At 55.6% G+C, this 19,179-nt stretch carries 9 protein-coding genes; 5 read left to right on the top strand and 4 right to left on the bottom strand.

Annotated features, from left to right (window positions below; translation table 11 throughout):
* Window positions 1–26: 26 nt before the first annotated feature.
* From LN415_03210 to LN415_03195, 4 genes are all read right to left on the bottom strand, one after another.
* On the bottom strand, window positions 27–386 hold the full coding sequence (locus LN415_03210; GenBank protein ID MCJ2556100.1) for a hypothetical protein: 360 nt from the start codon (window positions 384–386) through the stop codon (window positions 27–29).
* Window positions 386–1,108, bottom strand: coding sequence for a methyltransferase domain-containing protein (locus tag LN415_03205; protein MCJ2556099.1), 723 nt, complete (start codon window positions 1,106–1,108; stop codon window positions 386–388). The genes LN415_03210 and LN415_03205 overlap by 1 nt, the downstream gene beginning before the upstream one ends.
* 439 nt (window positions 1,109–1,547) lie before the next feature.
* Window positions 1,548–2,324, bottom strand: coding sequence for a tRNA (adenine-N1)-methyltransferase (locus LN415_03200; protein MCJ2556098.1), 777 nt, complete (start codon window positions 2,322–2,324; stop codon window positions 1,548–1,550).
* 29 nt (window positions 2,325–2,353) lie between these two features.
* A complete protein-coding gene (locus tag LN415_03195) occupies window positions 2,354–7,393 on the bottom strand; it encodes a S8 family serine peptidase (GenBank protein MCJ2556097.1) in 5,040 nt (1,679 codons plus the stop codon).
* Window positions 7,394–7,676: 283 nt separating this feature from the next.
* Between LN415_03195 and LN415_03190 the strand changes: the two genes are divergently transcribed.
* The 5 genes from LN415_03190 to LN415_03170 all read left to right on the top strand — a co-directional run bounded on the left by LN415_03190 (window position 7,677) and on the right by LN415_03170 (window position 18,872).
* On the top strand, window positions 7,677–15,086 hold the full coding sequence (locus LN415_03190; GenBank protein MCJ2556096.1) for a S8 family serine peptidase: 7,410 nt from the start codon (window positions 7,677–7,679) through the stop codon (window positions 15,084–15,086).
* A 74-nt stretch (window positions 15,087–15,160) separates the two neighbouring features.
* Window positions 15,161–15,595: a zinc ribbon domain-containing protein gene (locus LN415_03185; protein MCJ2556095.1), complete on the top strand. Its 435-nt coding sequence runs from the start codon at window positions 15,161–15,163 to the stop codon at window positions 15,593–15,595.
* 72 nt (window positions 15,596–15,667) lie between these two features.
* Complete coding sequence (locus tag LN415_03180) at window positions 15,668–16,933, top strand: hydroxymethylglutaryl-CoA reductase, degradative (GenBank protein MCJ2556094.1); 1,266 nt, start codon at window positions 15,668–15,670, stop codon at window positions 16,931–16,933.
* 332 nt (window positions 16,934–17,265) lie between these two features.
* On the top strand, window positions 17,266–18,090 hold the full coding sequence (locus tag LN415_03175) for a recombinase family protein (protein MCJ2556093.1): 825 nt from the start codon (window positions 17,266–17,268) through the stop codon (window positions 18,088–18,090).
* Window positions 18,091–18,092: 2 nt separating this feature from the next.
* A complete protein-coding gene (locus LN415_03170; protein MCJ2556092.1) occupies window positions 18,093–18,872 on the top strand; it encodes a recombinase family protein in 780 nt (259 codons plus the stop codon).
* Window positions 18,873–19,179: the final 307 nt, after the last annotated feature.

The following is a 19,179-nucleotide window of genomic DNA, read 5'->3' as shown; positions in this document are numbered from 1 at the left end:
TAGCGCGGCTGCCTAATATTGTTTCCTCATGCGACAAGATAGGACTGCTGAATGAGCCGCCAAGCGGAGTCCACCTGTTCCTCTTCCCTCAGCCAGAACCTTGTACGGAACCAGCCCCAGCCCTGGTTGAGCGGGACGGGTTGTGCGAGGCCTTCTGGGTCTTTCAGCTGATCGAAGGATGGCAGGATGAAGACGTCGATGTCGCTCTTCTGCAACCTGATCTCGACGAAGACCTTTCCCTTCTTGATGCTTCTCACCGAGATCCAGTACTTCATCACTCTCTCTTCGAACCTGTCACCGTTGGACCTCTCGCAGACCTCGATCCTCTCCCTGAGCATCAGGTAGAGCTCCCTTGCCTTGTATCCGCCCCGGCTGATAGCATCCACTATTCCACCTTCCGCATGATGAGGAGGTACTTGAAGCCCCTGAGATAGAAGTTGTACTTCAACGCCCGCCTCTGCCAGAGCTCGTTGTTCGTGCGCTGATTGTGAATCCTAACAGATACTATGTCGACGGGCTCGAAATGACGTGCGAGCACTTCGAACAGCTTGAAACCCACCGGTGTGAACTTCCTCTTCCGGTATTGGTCAGCGATGAGCCAGCCCAGGATCCCACCTTCCTTGAGCGTACGGTGAATCTCCTTGACAACCTTCTCCAGCTCCACGAAAAAGCGCTCATCCTCGCATGGAATCTTGCCGACGCAGTCGGGGTGGTTTGAGTAGTGGATGTTGTCGCTGTAAGGTGAGTCCACGAAGTGGAGGTCCACGCATTCGTCCTCCAACGGGAGGCTTCGTGCATCGTTCTGTATGATGTCGCTCCGTATGGCGGCGATGTCGTACCCGATGACCCTCCTGTTCTCCTCTCTGGCGACATCGATCGTGGTCCCACTTCCCGCCATGCAGTCGACCACCAGATCGCCGGGCTCAGTGTGTCTCCAGATCAGGTGTCTTACGACGAAGGCTGGAGTCACGCCTGAGAACCTATTGTCGCCCTTCTTCTTCTCCCCGTAGCTCTGATAAGGGTAGTCCCAGAGCGTCGTCGTCTCGGGAGTGAAATCTCGCCCATGATTCTCATCGATCCTTTCCTCTTGAGCACCCGAATCAGGCACGATATCCCTCCCCACCGAGTACGGACCGCGGGACAATCAAGCTTGTGACGACAAGCAAGCTACTTCCAAATGGGGAGAATCGAGGAAATGCCTGTGGAGACAGTAAGATATTCGCCGCAGAGATGCCGTCTCACGCGTGTGTGCAGGTCATTGTCCCGAATCATTCCCAGACTTCGGCCGCCCTCCTCAGGGAACCCAAGGCCTCGGTCTCGTGAGGTCTGACCTTCCGCAGGATAGCCGCCCCTTCAGCGAGCTTCTCGCCGGGGAGTTCTCCCTCCATCGCGAAGGGGAACACGGCAACGAATTCCTCTACCAGTTGGCCTCGACGCCCTCTTCGTCCACTATGACATCGCTTCTGAACTCCTTCCCACGGATGACTATCCTGCCGAACTCATATGAGTCTATGATCGCGTTCATCATCTCCACGCGACAGAGTTGCTCACGGCTGCGCTCGACGGTACCGGAAGGGTGTCTCGACTTTCCTCGCGAACGTCAGATAGCCCGTATGACCCAGCATCTTGAAGCTGGGCCTCGTTCCCATCTCTCCGACAACCATCTCCCTTTCGAGAGTCTCAATTGTCCTGATCTCGACAAAGGGTCGGTCTCTCAGCTCTCGGACTGTCTTCTCCACCTGGTTCATCGTCGGAACGTAGGAGGCTAGGTGTCCCCCGGCTCTGAGCGCTCGAAACGCCGATTCGATGGCCTCCCAAGGGTTCGGCACGTCCAGCACAAACGCATCAACGTTCTCTTCCTCTACACCGTGGATGATGTCTCCTTCCACCAGAGAGCAAGCGTCGAGCATTCCTGCCCTCTTCACGTTCTCCTCCGCAATCCTTCTGAAATCATCACGGGTCTCGTACGATATGACCTTGCCGTGGGGGCGGACGAAGTTGGCCAGAACTATCGTCAGTGCGCCCGAGCCAGTGCCTCCCTCGACGACCGTGCACCCTGACCGTATGTCACAGTTCACGACTATTGCCGCCGCATCCTTCGGCAACACTATCTGCGCCTTGCGCCTGATCGATTCGACCCTGTCGAGGAGGCTTGGCTCCAGAACGAGGAACTCGGCGTCACCGATGTTGATTACATTCCCCAGACTGCTTTCATCGATTCCGGACGTGTCGAGAACACCCAGCTGGCCAACCCTCACCGTACCGCCGGTGAGAGAGACGATTCTCTTCCTTCCTTTCGAATCGACAAGCACTATCTGCTTCACGATTCTGAATCGGGGACTCGGCTTTAAGCCTATGGAATCGCGTTGTCTACTGGCCAAGCTATAGCTGCGCTCTTGTGGACCCAGTAGGCCTCTCCAGTGACCAACGGATCGAACAGGTTGATCTTCCTGAGATAGTACGGTGGCGCGGCTCCGTCATAGCCCTCTGCCTCGGTCGCACCAGTGTCACTCACGATGTAATCCAGGAATGTTGGAACACCGATGAGATTCCAGCCCTTTTCCATGGTCACTGAGACAGATCTCGGAACCAGACCAGCCACGGTCAGATCCCCACCTACTGAGACATCGACCCAAAGACCCATCGTGATATCTATCGCTGGGAGGTCCGTGTATTTCTTCACCGAACTCCAGGTCTTCCAGGGATCGGCAGTGTCAGATGCGACATACGTCCACACCCTGGCGACGCTGATTGTCTGGAAGATGCTCTCTACGCTGGGATCCGATGCCCTGACAGGAATGGATATCAAGTGGATTCCCGCCGTGAGCGGCATCGTGAACTTGGCCCCGATGTCCGGACATTCCGACTCGAGGACGCCGTCAAACGCCCTGACACAGTAGAAGTAGTTCAGGGGATCTCCATGGCCCGTTCCGAGGTCGGTCCACGTGTACGATGGGCTCTGCGTTGCTGTGACATTGCCCACGTTCTGATAAGGTCCGAGATAGCTCGTCGCTCTGTGAATCCCGTAGTGGACAATGTCCATCTCTCCCGACCCATCGTCGGGCGAAGCGTCCCAGTTGAGTGTCACGTCGGCGATAGCAGGTGAGAGTAGGGCGTCGGTCATCACCGGCATGGCCGGCTTCTGGGCGCCAACAGCCGTCAGGCAGATCTCCACATATTCGTGATCTCCCCAATAGCCCAAGATGTCCTGGCCGTGTACCCATGCTTTCTTGCACTGCCCGAGGAGCCAATTGCCAGGGACGTCGACGACGGCAGAGACGCCCTCTATCGGGCTGTCGAATCCCGCGTCCGTTGCGCTCATGGAGGTTCCAGTACCGTCCTGCGCGGGCGTAGGTCTGAAATCCTGAAGGAAGTACTCCGCTGCGGCGATGTTGTTATAGCCAGTGCTCACGTCATCAACGTTCCCGGTCAGCAGGAACTGGCTGTACGCAGTTAGGTTGAACGGGTTCGGATTGGATGCAACAACAGTTGTCACTGGACCCAGGTTGTCAGCGTCGTTCCACCAATCCCAGTTGTATATCCTGAGATAGATGTCCGTGTCACCCTTCTGGCTCCTTGCATGGTATGTCGTGAAGATGGTCGTGTCAATCGTATCGGTTATGGGCTGGCCCTTTCCGTACGCATCAGCCGTCAGCTCCGACGTCACTCCGGAGGCATAACCATCCTGTGAGAAAACCACGTGGATATTCGGAGATCCGAGTAATGGGATCGTGTCTTCCTCGTAGAATGTGACCACGAGCGTGTTCGAGGCGTCATCGATGTCCAGGACCGGTCTGGTGACGTAGTATGTCTGACTCACAATGCCTCCGTATGGCACGTTGAGCTGTGTCGAGTCTGGTGTCCAGGGGGGGTTATGGTCCCATGGTTCCCAAGTGGCGCCCATATCGTCCGAATAGACCACAAACATCTGCTTGTCCTCATCTGAAGTCACGCTCTGAGTGAAGACATCATAGACTCTGTTTCCACTGGGCCCTTCACCTGTGCTGACTCCCGCAGGGAACATCAGGCTACCAGGTGTATTCGTGATGTCCTGTTTCATACCGAGGTTTGGATGGAAACTGGCCCCGTCGAAGTACTGGAAGCAAAGGTCTCTCTTGTTCTGACCGGAACCGGCAAGTCTCCAGTAGTAGATGATCCAAGCTACGCCGTTCTGATCCACGAATCCGTTCGGGAAGAAGTGGTAGTTCCCGTCCTGCGGTGATATCACCGCGTTGGGTGTTTTGTTCGTCCATGTGTCGCCTCCATCGTACGAGAAGAACGCGAGCACGGAAACCTGAGTGGGATCCGGCTGTCCGCTAAAGGAATATTCGAGGACCTCATTGATCAACAGGAGCTGGTCCGAAGGTCCTGAAGGCGGACTTGGAAGTGGCAGCAGGAACGTCATTCTCTTCACATTGTGCCAGCGCGGTCCGGAGTTCGTGTCAACGTGACTCAGGGTCCAAGAGGCGTATGGCGCGTCCGAGTATGCCACATACACCCAGTCGCTTCTATCATCGACGGCGGAGATGGCGGGGTCGTTGCCGTGCCATGTTATGAACACACGATGCGACCAGTTCGTGGAGCTGTCATTGAAGTATGTCATGCGGATATCGGTCGGGCCATCTGGCACCCACGTTATCCTGTTCGGGGCTCCGAACGTGAGCCCCCCGTCTGTCGAATGCTTGACCTCCACTCGCGTTCCTTCAGTCGCTTCCGCCTTGTACGCGATGAAGACGTGATCCGTGAAGCCGTCGTTGAAGGCGACGATGTGTGGCTCCGTCTGGCTGTAGGTCTCATTGGTGACCTGTATCACCCTAGGGAGCCTCTGCTGAATGACATCCACCACGAGGCAGAGCCTATCTGACGCGATTGGATCGGTGATGTCGTTCTGGGACGTCCCCTTGATGCAGAACGTGTATGCGCCTGTGGCAAGCAGTGGATCCGCGGAGATTATGGCCGTCAGGTCCCTGCCCTCGTTGGATTCCAGCGCAAGATCCGTGACAGTGGCGCCGGTGTTGTTCTTGTATGCGACCGTTATCAGTGGAGTGGGTGGGGAAACTGCCGTCTCACCCATTGCGATGGTGTCCTGAAACAATCCGAAGTTCAGGACGTTGAAGGAGAAAGCGGCTGACCCGCCAGGATGAACCGTGTATCTGAGCGGGTTCACCGTCGTCAGAGCAACGTGGTAGTCCCTGATCGGTCCTACATCTGCAGAGAAGATTATCCCGAACGGAGGATTGTGGATGGCATTTCCGTCACCCACGATTTTCACTGTCCAAATCCCCAGCTCGGGCTCCTCGACGAAGATGTTCTCCACTGAGTTGTAGTCATCATCTGTGTCCATGTCGAGTGTGAAGTAGTAGTCGCCGTCCCAGTCAAGGTTGCCCGGATCAGGATAGGACCAATCATCGTACTCGGGATAGTTGTTCTCGGTTGCGAAGAGGTTGCCCTTGTAGACCACACCGCTCGGGGAGATTGCCTCGAGGTCAAGGTCGTCCTGAAGGAAGGAGCCCATCGGGGCCATGTGAGCCATCGTTATCTTTAGCGGGACTCTCGAAGAGCGGATGTTGAGGTTCATGCCGCCGTGTGTGGCGGCGTCCCAAAGCTCTCCTGCACCGAGGTTGCCGGTGCTCCACTGGTTGGTTCTAGGCGCCGTCGGGAACAAGGAGTTCTTGATGTTCACCTTTCCCCAACCCTGGTCATAACTGGGATAGCCGTATCCCATGTCGGTTGCACCATTGATGAGTGTCGCTTTCACGAGGGGAGATGTGATTTCGCTGACCGTGAGACCGTGGTACTCCCTGTAGAACTCCCTTGCCAGCGCAGATTGTCCCGCGACTCGCGGCGTCGATGCTGATGTGCCACCCATATACCAGTAATCCGCGTTCGCATACGAGCCAGGCAGATTGTAGTACTGGTAGTCCGTGATGTCAGAGTACTCATTGTACGCGGCTTGACTCGAATGCGGACCTGCAAGCTCCGACGTGCCGACGATATCGGGTTTGAGCCTGTTTTCCACAGGTCCTCGGCTACTGTAGGAGGAAAGCTGTGAGGGGTCGTCCGACCCTGCGCCCTCGGAGGGGCGGTCGTTTTCTCCGGCTCCTACACTGAGAGTGTTGTGAGCGTTTCCCCCGCCGCTGGCAGTGTTCCACGCGGGTCCGTCATTCCCAGCCGCAAACAGAACGAGGGCATCTGGATTGTCCCACATGAAGCCGTCAACGGCGATTGCGGTGGGCCCGTAGGTGTTCTGCACGGACTGCGGTCCCCAGCTGTTGGAGTGCTGTCTTGCGCCATCCGCGTACTGGAATTCCCACACATCCGGTGTAGGAACAAGCAGGCCGCCCCCAGACCCGCAGGAATCGAAAGTAAGCTCTGCTTCTGGGGCCACGCCCGCGTATCCACCCGTGTAGTCAGCATCGCACGGGTCGAAGACTCCGTCCACAAACTCCTTGATGTACCCATTGCCGAGGGCGTCCCCCGCTACGTGGGTTCCGTGACCGTCAGGATCGTCTGTATGTCCCGTATGCGCCCTTATCGACAAAACCCTGTCTCTGTTGCAGCCAGGGCCAGGACCCAAGAAGAAGTCGTAATGACCGCTAGTAACGAAACCCGTGTCGAATCCCGTGTCGGCGAATCCTATGACTTCCCCTTCACCAGTCAACGCTATCGGGTCTCCCAACAGTGGATCGTACAACCCGCTGATTGAGCTTTGCTGGGCGTCGTAGTTACCCTCCAGCGTAGCTGCTCGGTTGTTGTATACGACGATTGGAGAGTCTTCCACCACATATCTTACGTCAGGGATGGCGACGAGTTCATCCATCTGGATCCCAGCGACAATCACATTCACAGTCCCATGACGAGTGGATGTTCCATAGACCACTCCAAGGTCTTCGATTTCCTTCAGGTTCCGATCGTAATCCACATCTGGGTACAGATGCACCTTCACCTTCACGACCTCGTATCCGAACAGGTCCGGGGAGACCTTGAAGGCTGGGTAGTATGGCATTAGAAACCTGATGTAGTCGAGGCTTCTCACCTTTGAGACAGTCGGTTCATCCATTCTCACAACGTAGCCGTTGTACGGAAGGTATTCATACAATCCGACGCCCAGGTCCTCGAGCCTCTCCACCCTGTCAGCGGTCAAATAGCCCGAATACTGGATGACGTAATAGTCTCCCGTTTCCACGTTGGCGTATGTCTCCATCACGGCTTGGGAATCGCTCGTGTCTACCTCCAATCCAGAGTAGTAGAACCAAAGAAAGGAAGGTTCTACGGGAGACTGGCGTTCTTCTTCAGTGGAAATGCTAGTGGCGCTTGCCGGGAGAACCATTCCGATCACGACGAGTCCGACCATAAGTCCGACTAGCACTCTGCGATTATTTCCTGCTTTCATGCTACTCCTCCATTCCGAGTGACAATCATTTTCTGCCCACAATCTCGGTAGAAGTTGCTATATTCCAGTTTGTATTTAAATGTTCCTTCAGCGGTCTGGGCAGTTGACATATGACCAGCAACGAATGCATTCCGACAAAATACTTATAGTTCAGGCAACATGACTTCAACAGAACTTCTACGAGGAGGAGGACATGGCAGAATCACCTCGAGTTTGGCTTTTCGCCAAAGCTGTCTTTCTTGGCATACTCATGTTGGCATCTGCAGCACAGGCAGGGCTTGGGATGCTAGGGGACAGTGACGGGCAAATCGCGATGATCGAGCATCGGGAAACGTATGGGACGTTCGGTGTGGACGACGGTCTGGGAACCCTGAGAGAGAAGGAGGCCACAGAGCCCGAAAACACGGGAATCGAGAAGATTGCAGTGATGACGTTCAGACCAGACATCCTACACGACTTCCTGGCGGGGAACAAGGTCGCTTCGGAAGGGCCAGGCTTGACGCAGGAATCGTATGAGATGACGGTCAGGATCCTCGAGGTCCCTGCCTCCCTCGTCCCAGATATCGGGAGCCTCGAGGGCGTTGTGGGTGTCTCGGAGTACTCCGAACCCAACCTGCCGATGGACAGCGGAGGAGACGGCCCAGCCCCATCGCTGGATGTGATCAACGAGAGACATGGAATCGATTCCGCCCGGGACAAGGGTTTCTCCGGCCAAGACATTAAGATCGCCATACCGGACACTGGTGTCGACTTCGCGAATCTCGATCTGATTGGCACTCAGGCGCGGGACGCCACGACATACTCCACGACCGGAGAAATCGTCGTGCAATCTGCGGTTGCTGGGCAGGACAATGCGACACTCGTTCACAAGAAGGTGATTCCGAGCACAGAGGCCCTTTACGTCAATGGGACGCTCATGCCAGGAGGCTACACCATCGACTACGATACGGGGCAAGTCATCTTCACACCGCCCTTGAACGTTGCCGACGTGGTGACTGCTTCCTATGACTACTACTCCCCTTACTATGGGTGGCCTATTGTCTTCGACCCGATGTCCGTCGCGACGTACATGAAGAACAAGTATCCTGACGAGACCTGGTTCGTGAACGCCACTCAGAACGGTACTGACAACTTCCCGGTCAGTCACAGAATCAGGATCGATGGCAAGAACGACTTCGCCGAGCGTGAACAGTGGGGAAGTGACGATTCGGGTGAGGTGAAGTACCAGCCTCCTGTGGGGGCGAAGACGACTGACTTCGATCTGATAGACCTCTTCGTGACACGGGACCAGGACTTCTGGTACTTCGGATTCCACACGAGCATGGGCACCCTGAACAAGACGTACGGCATCTACATCGATATCGACAATGCCACGTCTGGTGCAGAGTACGATCCCGTAGGGAATCTCGTAGACACGAATGCTTCCCACTCCGACTCTATCACGGATGTGCAATTCAACCCGAACGGAAGCCTCATCGCGACTGCATCAAAGGACCGAATGGTGAAGATATGGAGCAAGGACGGTGACCTGCTCTTCGATCTCTCTGGGCATCTATCCGCACCGCACTCGGTCGCTTGGTCACCGGACGGGAGTCTGCTGGCAACGGCCGAGATAAGCTACGTGCGGATTTGGGATCCAACAACTGGGAGCCAGATTAGAGAGATACCCATCCCTGATGGAACCGTCTTTGACGGAAGAGCCCTCCTGAGTTTCAACGAGAATGGGACCTGGATCGCGGTGGGGGGCGGCCTTCTGGACAGGGTCTACGTTCTCGATGTCAACGATGGAAGCGTAATAGGCTATCTGAAGCCGGTGAACGGGTTCACTCCGAACTCGGTAGCCTTCAATCCATCATTTGCCTACAACGATGTCATTGCCATAGGTTCGGGAGATAGGCAGGTCTACATCTACAATGTGAACGCCACGAACCTGAATGACCCCGCTGGGGGGATTCCACGCACTATCCTCCAGAGATCCCCGATAAATCCTGAAGGACATTCCCAGAAGATCCAGAGCATCTGCTGGTCACCCGACGGGACAAGGCTAGCATCATCCGCCGCAGAGACAACCTACAACGTGAAGGTATGGGATGTCTGGGGAGCGAATCCCGTTGAGAATCTCACATTGCTCTTCGGTGACGTAAGGAATCTGGAATGGACGGGTGACATGATTGCCGCTGGCGACCTCCTGGGAACAGCGAAAGTCTGGCAGGAATCTGGTCCCCAGTTCGTGGAGATCTTCTCCCAACAGGCAAGCCAGGCCCAGATAAACGGCGTTTCCATTTCACCCACGGATGACAAGCTAGCAACTGTCGCTGAGGACACACAGCTCAAGCTGTGGGACATAGGCACCGGGCAGCTAGAGGGCATATTCAAGCACAAGCTCCCCGACTTCGCCATCTACGCCAATTACACAAGTGTCCTTTGGGGCTATGACGAGGATGGATTCCCGTGGAGCCAGAACGACACGTTCATGAATGCCACCCTTTACGAATGGGAAGGTTCCCGCTGGAATGGCTCCAGACTGATCGACATAGGCGGATCCCAGAAATACAAGAGCCTGAAGGATGGTGATTATGTTGACAGCGGGTTCTTCGAGATGGCAATACCAAGAAGTTCGCTGGGCGACCCGCCAGGATTCGCCATTGAGCTTTTCAGTGTGGGCAAGAACGGATCCCATCCTCACGACTCTGCCCCAACGGACTTCAACATACAGGGAGATGTCACATGGGACAGCAGCTTCAGGTCGCTCTCCAACTTCGCGTACCGGAGGATCCAGATATACAAAGTGAATATCTCACCGCAAAACGCTACTAGGTCTGTCTATCACTTCGGAAACCATCCCGGCGAGAATCTCGTGAAGACGTTCGGGACGATAGGCGTACTCGTCGCGGACAACCGGACCAACGGCACCTATGAGAGAGTGTACGTGGATCTCAACAATGACAAGGTCTTCGACGACACTGACGTGGTTCTCTATCGCGGGAACGAGGTTGGATACTTGGATGACTTCAATGCAACCGCTGCGTTCAGAGGCGATAATCAGAACCTCACAACACCTGATGGAATCCCTGACCTGTCAGCGGGAATGGTGTACTTCATTTCGGACGGGGAGACGTACATCCCCTACTCGGATGTCTACTGCGAGGACAATCTGATCGAGGACTGCATCGTTCCGAAGAACGGGGAGCTTGTAGCGTTCGCGGGAGAACTGGGGTTCCAGAAGTACCATGGAACTAGGATGGCATCAGCGATTGTGGGCCAGGGCAGGCTGGACACGGACCTGGGCGACCCGGACATAGGAAGGGTCCTGGGAATCGCCCCGAACGCGACGATCATCATGATCCCCAACGCCTTTGACAATATCTTCGCTGCCTGGTCCTTTGCGGTGGAGGGATACGACGGAGTTCCGGACTCAGGGGATGAGGCGGACATAGTGATCAACGGCTTCAACTACGCACGCTTGCTCAACAGCGGATGGGATGTGTTCAGTCGGTTCGCCGACTGGGCGTCCGTCAAGCGGTCGGGGGCGAGTACCGTGTTCGTCACCGCAGCGGGCAACGACGGATTCGGATATGGGACCATCAACTCGCCGTCCTCTGCGACAGCGGTCATAACGGCTGGCGTCGCAACCGACTACACAAGAGACTCGTCCGCGTATGCATCCTATGGCGCGAAGGAAGGATCCAATCCGAAATGGGGAGATGTCATGCCATACTCCTCGAAGGGTCCGACGCCCATGGGAATCCCAAAGCCAGATGTTGTCACGATCGGAGTCGCAAACGTCGATGATCCGCTGTGGAGAGGGCCTGACGGGAGCAATATGACGGCTCTTAAGTTGGGGCTCTTCGAAGGCTCTCACGTATCGGCGGCGATCACGGGAGGCGTCGTTGCGCTCATATACGAGGCATTCTACTCGACCCACCTGAGATTCCCGACGGTCCAGGAAGCGAAGGCGATACTGAAGTCATCGGCTGACAACATCAACCATGACGTTCTGTCGCAAGGTGCTGGATTCGTCAATGCGAGCAGGGCGGTGGATCTGGCCGCGAATGTTGGCGGGATAGTTGTTGATCCCACGTACTGGGTGCCAGGATTCTACGCGGGCGGAAAACCCGAGGCGTTCGCAAAGCTGATGTTCCCTGGTGAGAGCGATTCGATCGACTTCACCGTTGAGAACACGGACTTGACATCGTCCGTTTCCGTTCAGGCTAGCGATGAGGTCTTCAAGAAGACCGCCACGTACTACACCGATGGAGTCACGAGGACCGACAGCTGGTACTCCACAGACGGAAGGCTGACATACTGGATCAATGACACGGGACTGACAAAGATACTGCCAGATCCTTTCCAGTGGAACACCTACACGCTTGTTCAGACCCCAATCGACGCCGGTCTGTGGAATTCTGCGGACCTGATGAAGGTCACGGCATGGTCCAACTTCACAGACATCGATACGGACGACAATGGCATGATCAAACGCGAGTCGCAGGATCCGGTGATGATTCTGGAGCTTCGCGACTGGGAGAACATTGACGTCTGGCCAAACTGGAACTATCCGGACACGATTATGCAGCAGACCGAGACGAACACATTCACGCGATGCAACAACGTGGCCAATGTCCTTGAGACGACGGTTCACGACCCGGCTTCCAGGATCCATGACGCGCTCATAATCAACCTCAAGCCAACGCCGACAAAGCTGGACGAAGGCCAGTACTGGAAACTCAAGATCGAGTTCTTCGAGAGGTTCGATTGGGACTGGCTCTCCTTGGACAGCACTTCGTTCACGATACCGGTTGGCGGCACGCAGGACCTCACTGCAACGATGACCCTGCCTCCGGATGTTGGCATCGGCTCCTACGAGGGAGGAATCTACCTTGACGCGAACGGTCTTGTATCGGTGATCCCCGTGCTCGTCAACGTCGCTTCGAGGGAGACACGTTTCACGTTCGGCGGGTTCTCCTCGATATCCCAGGACCTCTTCAACAACACGAAGATAGGAGGGGGCATGGGAGGCGGGTTCGAGGGCGACCTTGAGAGATCCGGTGACTGGAGGTACTTCTACATCGATGTCCCGAGACAGGGCAAGTTCATAGATCCCTACAACTACAAGTTCTATATCGATGTCTCCTGGAATCTCAAGCCCTCCGACATTGACATTCACGCGTTTGGTAAGGATCCGGCCCCCGCCTATGCGGACTACTTCTCGGACAGCAGCAGGTACGGAGGCTACACGCTGAGCGAGACCGGAGCCAGCGAGGACGACGATGAATTCAACACCGTCACGAACACGAGCCAGGAGATCATAACCCCTCCACTGAGACCGGGGCTGAACGTCATCGCCCTCCACTGCGTGATGTTCAATGGAACACAAGAGCCCGAGGAGAACGTCTCGGGCCAGGTCGGCTGGGTGGAGATCACTCCAGTGGAGCTCAGGAAGGTCACGAATCAACTCTCCGGAGAGGCGCGGATGACCTTCACGTCGAACTTCGATTGGCCGATGGGGATGGAGACGAGCGCTGTAGGTCCGGCCCAGATGGAGAGGTTCGATGACGTGGAGATATTCTTCGACAAGAAGATCGTCGAAGAGCTCTACGCGGGCGAGAGAACGTTCGTGGAGGGTCTTGCCGACGGGAACTACACCTACGTTGTCAGGGTCAAGGACGCCCTCATCTTCGACGTTCACATATGGGGAAAGGCTGATGCGCCAGACCTGGACCTCGGGATCTTCCTGGACGCCAACGGGAACGGGGAAGCGGAACCGGGCGAGTTCGTCGAATACGGTGCTGATGCGGACGCGGACGAGCAGGTCAAGCTGAAGGCCCCGAAGGATGGCCAGTATATCATCAAGGTCCTCGGTTTTGACACTAGGGACCCGGGTCACTTCGACATCGAGATAAGCGTCACGATAGCTGGCATAGAGGGCTACAAGATGGTCGATGCCCCAGAAGGCCCCATCACGGCGAACACGCCGCTCAACTTCGGGATGTCCTGGGAGTTCATGGGCGACACTGAGGACCGGGACTACGGTGGCGTGCTCACGCTCGGTCCGCCTGGAGCGAGCGAGGCCGTGCTCATCCCAGTGACTATCACGCTTGACAGAACGCCGCCGTCGATGGGGGATCTTGTCATGAGCACCGGTGAGAAGCAGGTGAACTACCTGGACAACAGAACGACGAACCAGATCCAGCCTCAGTTCTCCGTCGCTGTGTTGGATCTTGAGAGAGGAGAGATAGATCCCGGGCTGTGCGCCGTGTACTTCGATGGCGAGGATTCCACATCCTGGAGCACGATCGACATCAAGTTCGTGAGGAACGCCGAAGACGCATATGGATACTGGGCAGGGGGAATCCTGTATAGCCCCGTCGCTCCGCTTTCCGAGGGCGTGCACAACATCACATTCGTCACTGGTGATGCTGCCGGGAACTTGATCATAAGGGACTTCATAATAGTCGTTGATACGCAGTCCCCGCCGCTCGTGCTCGACCAACCGACAACGATGCACACTCAGGTGAGCGAGGTGACGGTCAGCGGGACGACGGAGGCCCTTGCCACTGTCTTCGTCAGATCGGAAATGCTGACGGCGGGTCCAGATGGGAGGTTCAAGACGACGATCACACTCGTCAATGGAACGAATTTCATTCAGGTCCGAGTTGTTGATTGGTTCGGCTTGACCGCCTCGGGTGATCTCGTCTCGGCAAACGACAACTCTGCAACGATCGAGATCGTCTCGGATTCCGTCTCTCCGACAATCGGGCGGATAGACTATCCTGCGGTGACGAACAGTGAGTTCGCAGTGTTCAGCGGACTGGTCGATGATCTCGTCTCCCAGTTGCCGGAGGAGCATCTGGACCTGGACATGCTGTCATTGAGGATCGCGGGCATCGACGTCCCCGTCCAGAGCGACGGCTCCTTCTACGCCGTCATTCCGCTCCCGCTCGAGGGAGAGAACAACATCACGTTCCTCCTCTCCGACCCCGCGGGGAACACAGCGTCCGACAGCAGATTGGTCACCAGGGACACCACGCCTCCCGCCCTCACGCTGGAGTCCGTCCCCGAGACGACGACGTCCAACACGGTAAGGGTAAGGGGCACTGCCGAGGCGGGAAGCACCGTGACCATAAACGGTCGCTTCCTTCAGACGGAACTCGATGGAAGCTTCTCCGAGGACGTGACACTGAGCTGGGGACCCAACATCATCATAGTGGAGTCCACGGACGAGGCGGGCAACGTGCAGACGGCGATGAGGGTCGTGAGCTACGGACCCGCGCCCTCGCTCATCCCGTGGATGGTCGCTGTCCTCCTTCTCGTCGTCGGACTCGTCATCGGATACCTGTTCAGCACGAGGATGCGTCCCGAGGAGAAAGAAGAGCTCGAGGACCTGGATGAGGAACTCGAGGAGGAGCTCCAGGAGCTGGAAGAGATGGGGGAAGAGCCCGAAGAGCTGGAGGAACCGCCAGAGGAGGATATCGAGGAAGCGGAGAAGATCGAGGTCCGCGAGGAGGAGCCCCTCGAGGAGCTGGAACCGGAGGAGCCCGAACCTGTCGAAGAGCCGCCCGCCGAGGAAGAACCGCCTGAAACACCGCCCGAGGAGGACCCCAGACTGGAGAGGCTGAGGAAGGCGTACGACGAAGGCAAGATCTCCAAGGAAGTGTACGAGGAGAACCTCAGGAAGATCACGGGCGAATAGCCGTTTCAGGCGATCCGGAACTCGACTCGAAAGAGTTTTGTACGGCGAGCATGATACGCCCCTGAGGACTTCCCATGGATATTAACGCGCTATTAGGGAACATCACACTACAGATGGAGTTCCTCGTCTTTGGGTATATCATCTGTGTCGTGATCTGGTTTGTAATCTGGATCGCCATCGCCGTTTGGGTGTACAGAGACGCAGAGGAGCGAGGGATGAGCGGAGCTATGTGGCTGATAATCGTCATACTGATTGGCCTCATTGGGCTGATAGTGTACTTGGTTGTCAGAACTGACAAACCTCAGTACGGCTACTATCCACAGCAACAACCCTACCAGCAGTACCCGCAGCAACCTCCACCGGCGCAGCCTCCACCGGGAGCTGCACCTCCGCCAGCCGCTGCACCTCCGCCCGCGCAACCTCAGCCGGATGTGAGGTTCTGCTCAAACTGTGGTGCGAGCCTTCCCGCCGGAGCGGGCCACTGTCCGAACTGTGGGACAAAGGTCTAGTAGGCAGTTCCGGAAGCTTCGGTTCCATAAACTATTTCAGTTTAGTCTATCTTCTCTCGATCGGTTGAGCGAATGAAGGACTCTAGGCTCGAAGGATTCTACAAGAAGACCCCCGAGGAACGGCTCAAGATCGTCAGGGACTTCGCGGATCTCACGGATGAGGAGGTCTCGATCATCTCCAACACCGGAGCCTTGTCCGTCGATCAAGCGGACAGGATGATAGAGAACGTTATCGGAACGATGCCCGTGACACTCGGAATCGCGGTGAACTTCCTCATCAACGGAACAGACTATCTCATTCCGATGGCCATAGAGGAGCCCTCCGTCGTGGCGGCGGCGTCGAATGCCGCGAAGATCGCCCGCCAAAGGGGAGGGTTCACGACATCCAGCACGGACCCAGTGATGATTGGACAGATTCAGTTGACCGGGGTTGCTGACCCGGAAGAGGCGAAGTCGGCGATATTGGAGAAGAAGGACGAGATAATGGACCTCTGCAATTCGAAGGACCCCATGCTCGTGAAGTACGGAGGAGGAGCCCGGGACGTTGAGGTGCGCGTGATATCGACGGACAGAGGTCCGATGGTCATCACCCACATCCTCGTCGATTGCCGGGACGCGATGGGAGCCAACGCGGTGAACACTATGGCGGAGGCCGTCGCCCCCCTCATCGAGAGAGCCACGGGAGGAAAGGTGTACCTGAGGATCATCTCGAATCTCGCAGAGCACCGGCTCGCCCGCGCAGAGGCCGTCTTCGATAGGGATTTGATTGGCGGGGAAGAGGTCGTCGATGGCATCCTCGAGGCATATGAGTTCGCGAAGGCGGACCCCTTCAGGGCTGCGACGCACAACAAGGGAGTGATGAACGGGATAAGCGCTGCGGTGATAGCCACTGGGAACGATTCCAGAGCGATCGAGTCGGGATGCCACTCCTACGCGTCGATGACCGGGCAGTACCGACCGCTGACGACGTACAGAGAGGACGCGGACGGCAACCTGGTCGGCGGGATCGAGGTCCCCATGGCGGTCGGCCTTGTCGGCGGTGCGACCAAGGTCCACCCGACAGCACGCGTCAACGTTAGAATACTCGGAGTCAAGACGGCTAGCGAATTGGGGGAGGTATTCGCGGCCCTCGGACTTGCACAGAACTTCGCCGCCCTCCGCGCTCTAGCGACCGAGGGGATACAGCGGGGGCACATGTCCCTTCATGCGAGGAACATCGCGACAAGCGTCGGAGCGAGGGAGGATGAGATTGACAAGATCGTCGAGATTCTCGTTCGAGAGAGGAATGTTCGGATGGACCGGGCGGAGGAGATTCTCAGAGAAATCCGAGGCGACTAGCGACCCGATGTCTCGTCGAACCACGAGTTTAGCTCTACGCTAAATAAGTGAATCGAATAACGATAGCAGATGAAGAAGTTTATGTTGGGCATATACTGAGGCTCTTCGACAGTTCGAAAGCGATGACGTAGGTCGTCTTCTAATTCTATCACTGTCGTCAGATAATAATGTCTTCCTGGAAGACCCTTCTTGCATAGCAAAAGGGAAGGGAGAGAGCATGCATTTCCCGGCTCCGTGAGAAGTTGAGGAATCGGCGACTGTTTCGAGGTTCGCTGGTGCAAGCTTATTATATCGCAAGATGCATAACTATTCGAGCGCGGGATGGGGTGCAAATGACTCGTGTTGCCGTTTACGTTCGGGTTTCCACAGAGGACCAAGCAAAGGAAGGCTTCTCATTAGATGCGCAGAAGGATAGGCTGCGGTCCTACTGCAAAGCTCGTGGATGGGACATCGCTAGTGAGTATATGGATGACGGTCAAAGCGGCAGAGACATCAAGAGGCCGGCCTATCAGAGAATGCTGGAGGAGAGGGATCAATGGGACACCATCCTGGTCGTGAAAATGGATCGCATACATAGGAACAGCAGGAACTTCATGGAGATGATGGACAACCTCCGCATATGGGAGAAGGAGTTCAGCAGCGTTCAGGAATCGCTCGACACGAGTACGGCGATGGGAAGATTCGTTGTTGATATCATTCAGAGGATTGCCCAACTTGAAAGCGAGCAAATCGGTGAGAGAGTTTACACGGGGATGAGGCAGAAGGCCTCAACCGTTGGCGGCATTCTCGGCTTCAACGCGCCCTACGGTTACGACTTCCAGAACGGGGAACTCGTCGTGAACTGCAAGGAAGCTGTTGTTGTGAGAGAGATGTTCAAACAGTATGCGGACGGCTACACGCTGGGGAGAGTGGTTGAATCGCTCAACACAAAGAATGTGCTCACGAAGAAGAACGAGAAATGGACTGTATGGTCCGTCAGACACATCCTCCATAATCCAATCTATGCGGGTTTCGTGAGGTGGGATGGAATAGTCAGAAAGGGGCACCACGAGGGGATCATAGACATGAACACTTTCAACGGAGTTCAAGAAGCCTTTAGGAGGAGGATAAGGAATCCCGAGTGGAAGGAGAACATAACCAGTCTTGCAGAAGTGTGAGAATGAGGGATGAGGATTTTCCAGATGACGTGAAACAGAAGGCGCTGAATCGTGCAGGATTCAGATGCCAGAGATGTTGGGGTTACAGAGACTTGGAATTCCATCACAGGATACCGGTCGTTCGTGGCGGGAGATCTGATCAAGACAATTGCACCGTCTTATGCTCGCACTGCCACAGACTCTCCCCCAGTGACATGACACTGTTCGAGAGCATGTTCCTGAGATTCGCCTCTCCCAAGGAGATGATTCAGCACTACGGGGTCGAGAATGAGGACCAAGCCATAGATTGCCTGTGTGAGGAGTACGGCCTTGACACAAAGAAGATCCATGAGGAACTCGAGCAGGACTACCCATCGCACAAGAAGTTGATATATGAAGGTATGGCAAAAAGAGCAATGGATGGGAAACTCGTCGGCCTCAACATCCCGTATGGCTACAATTACGCAGATGGCGAACTGGAAGTGAACACCGATGAGGCGCGTATAGTCGGATTCATCTTTGCGGAATATCTGGAGGGATCTGGTACTGGTTCTATTGTAAAAGAACTGAACGCTGAGGGCATCCCCACAAAACATGGAAGGAACTGGGCCAAAGAGACAATAGCTAAGATCCTCAAGAACTCACTCTATTGCGGGTTCGTGGAGTGGGATGGGATTCTGAACAAGAGTACGCATGAACCGCTTATTGACATCGCGACATTCAACAAGGTGCAACAGGAGATTGTGAGAAGAATCAGGAGGCCGAGGCAAAAATACGAGCCGCGCCTATTACCCGAAAAGTGACGGAAATCGGTTTTCCCATGCAAAACCATTTGATACTCGGTAGACCGACTATCAATCTGTGCCTCAAAGACTATCCATACTACACATAGTGCAGTAGCTGCCATACGTACCATGTGCATCATGTAGAGTCATGGAACTATAGAGATGAGGCCCAAGGAAAGCTCCGACTTAAGTGTTATGCTTAACAAAAGAAGCTAGTACAGTATGCACAAGAAATAACCAAGTATGTACATTTAATCAAAGAGAAGACACATAGTATCAATAGAAGACATGGACAGTATGTAAAACATAAAACCATATATACACA

It is taken from the genome of Candidatus Thermoplasmatota archaeon (assembly GCA_022848865.1).
Taxonomy (GTDB): domain Archaea; phylum Thermoplasmatota; class Thermoplasmata; order RBG-16-68-12; family JAGMCJ01; genus JAGMCJ01.
This window is presented reverse-complemented; position numbering and strand designations above follow the sequence as displayed.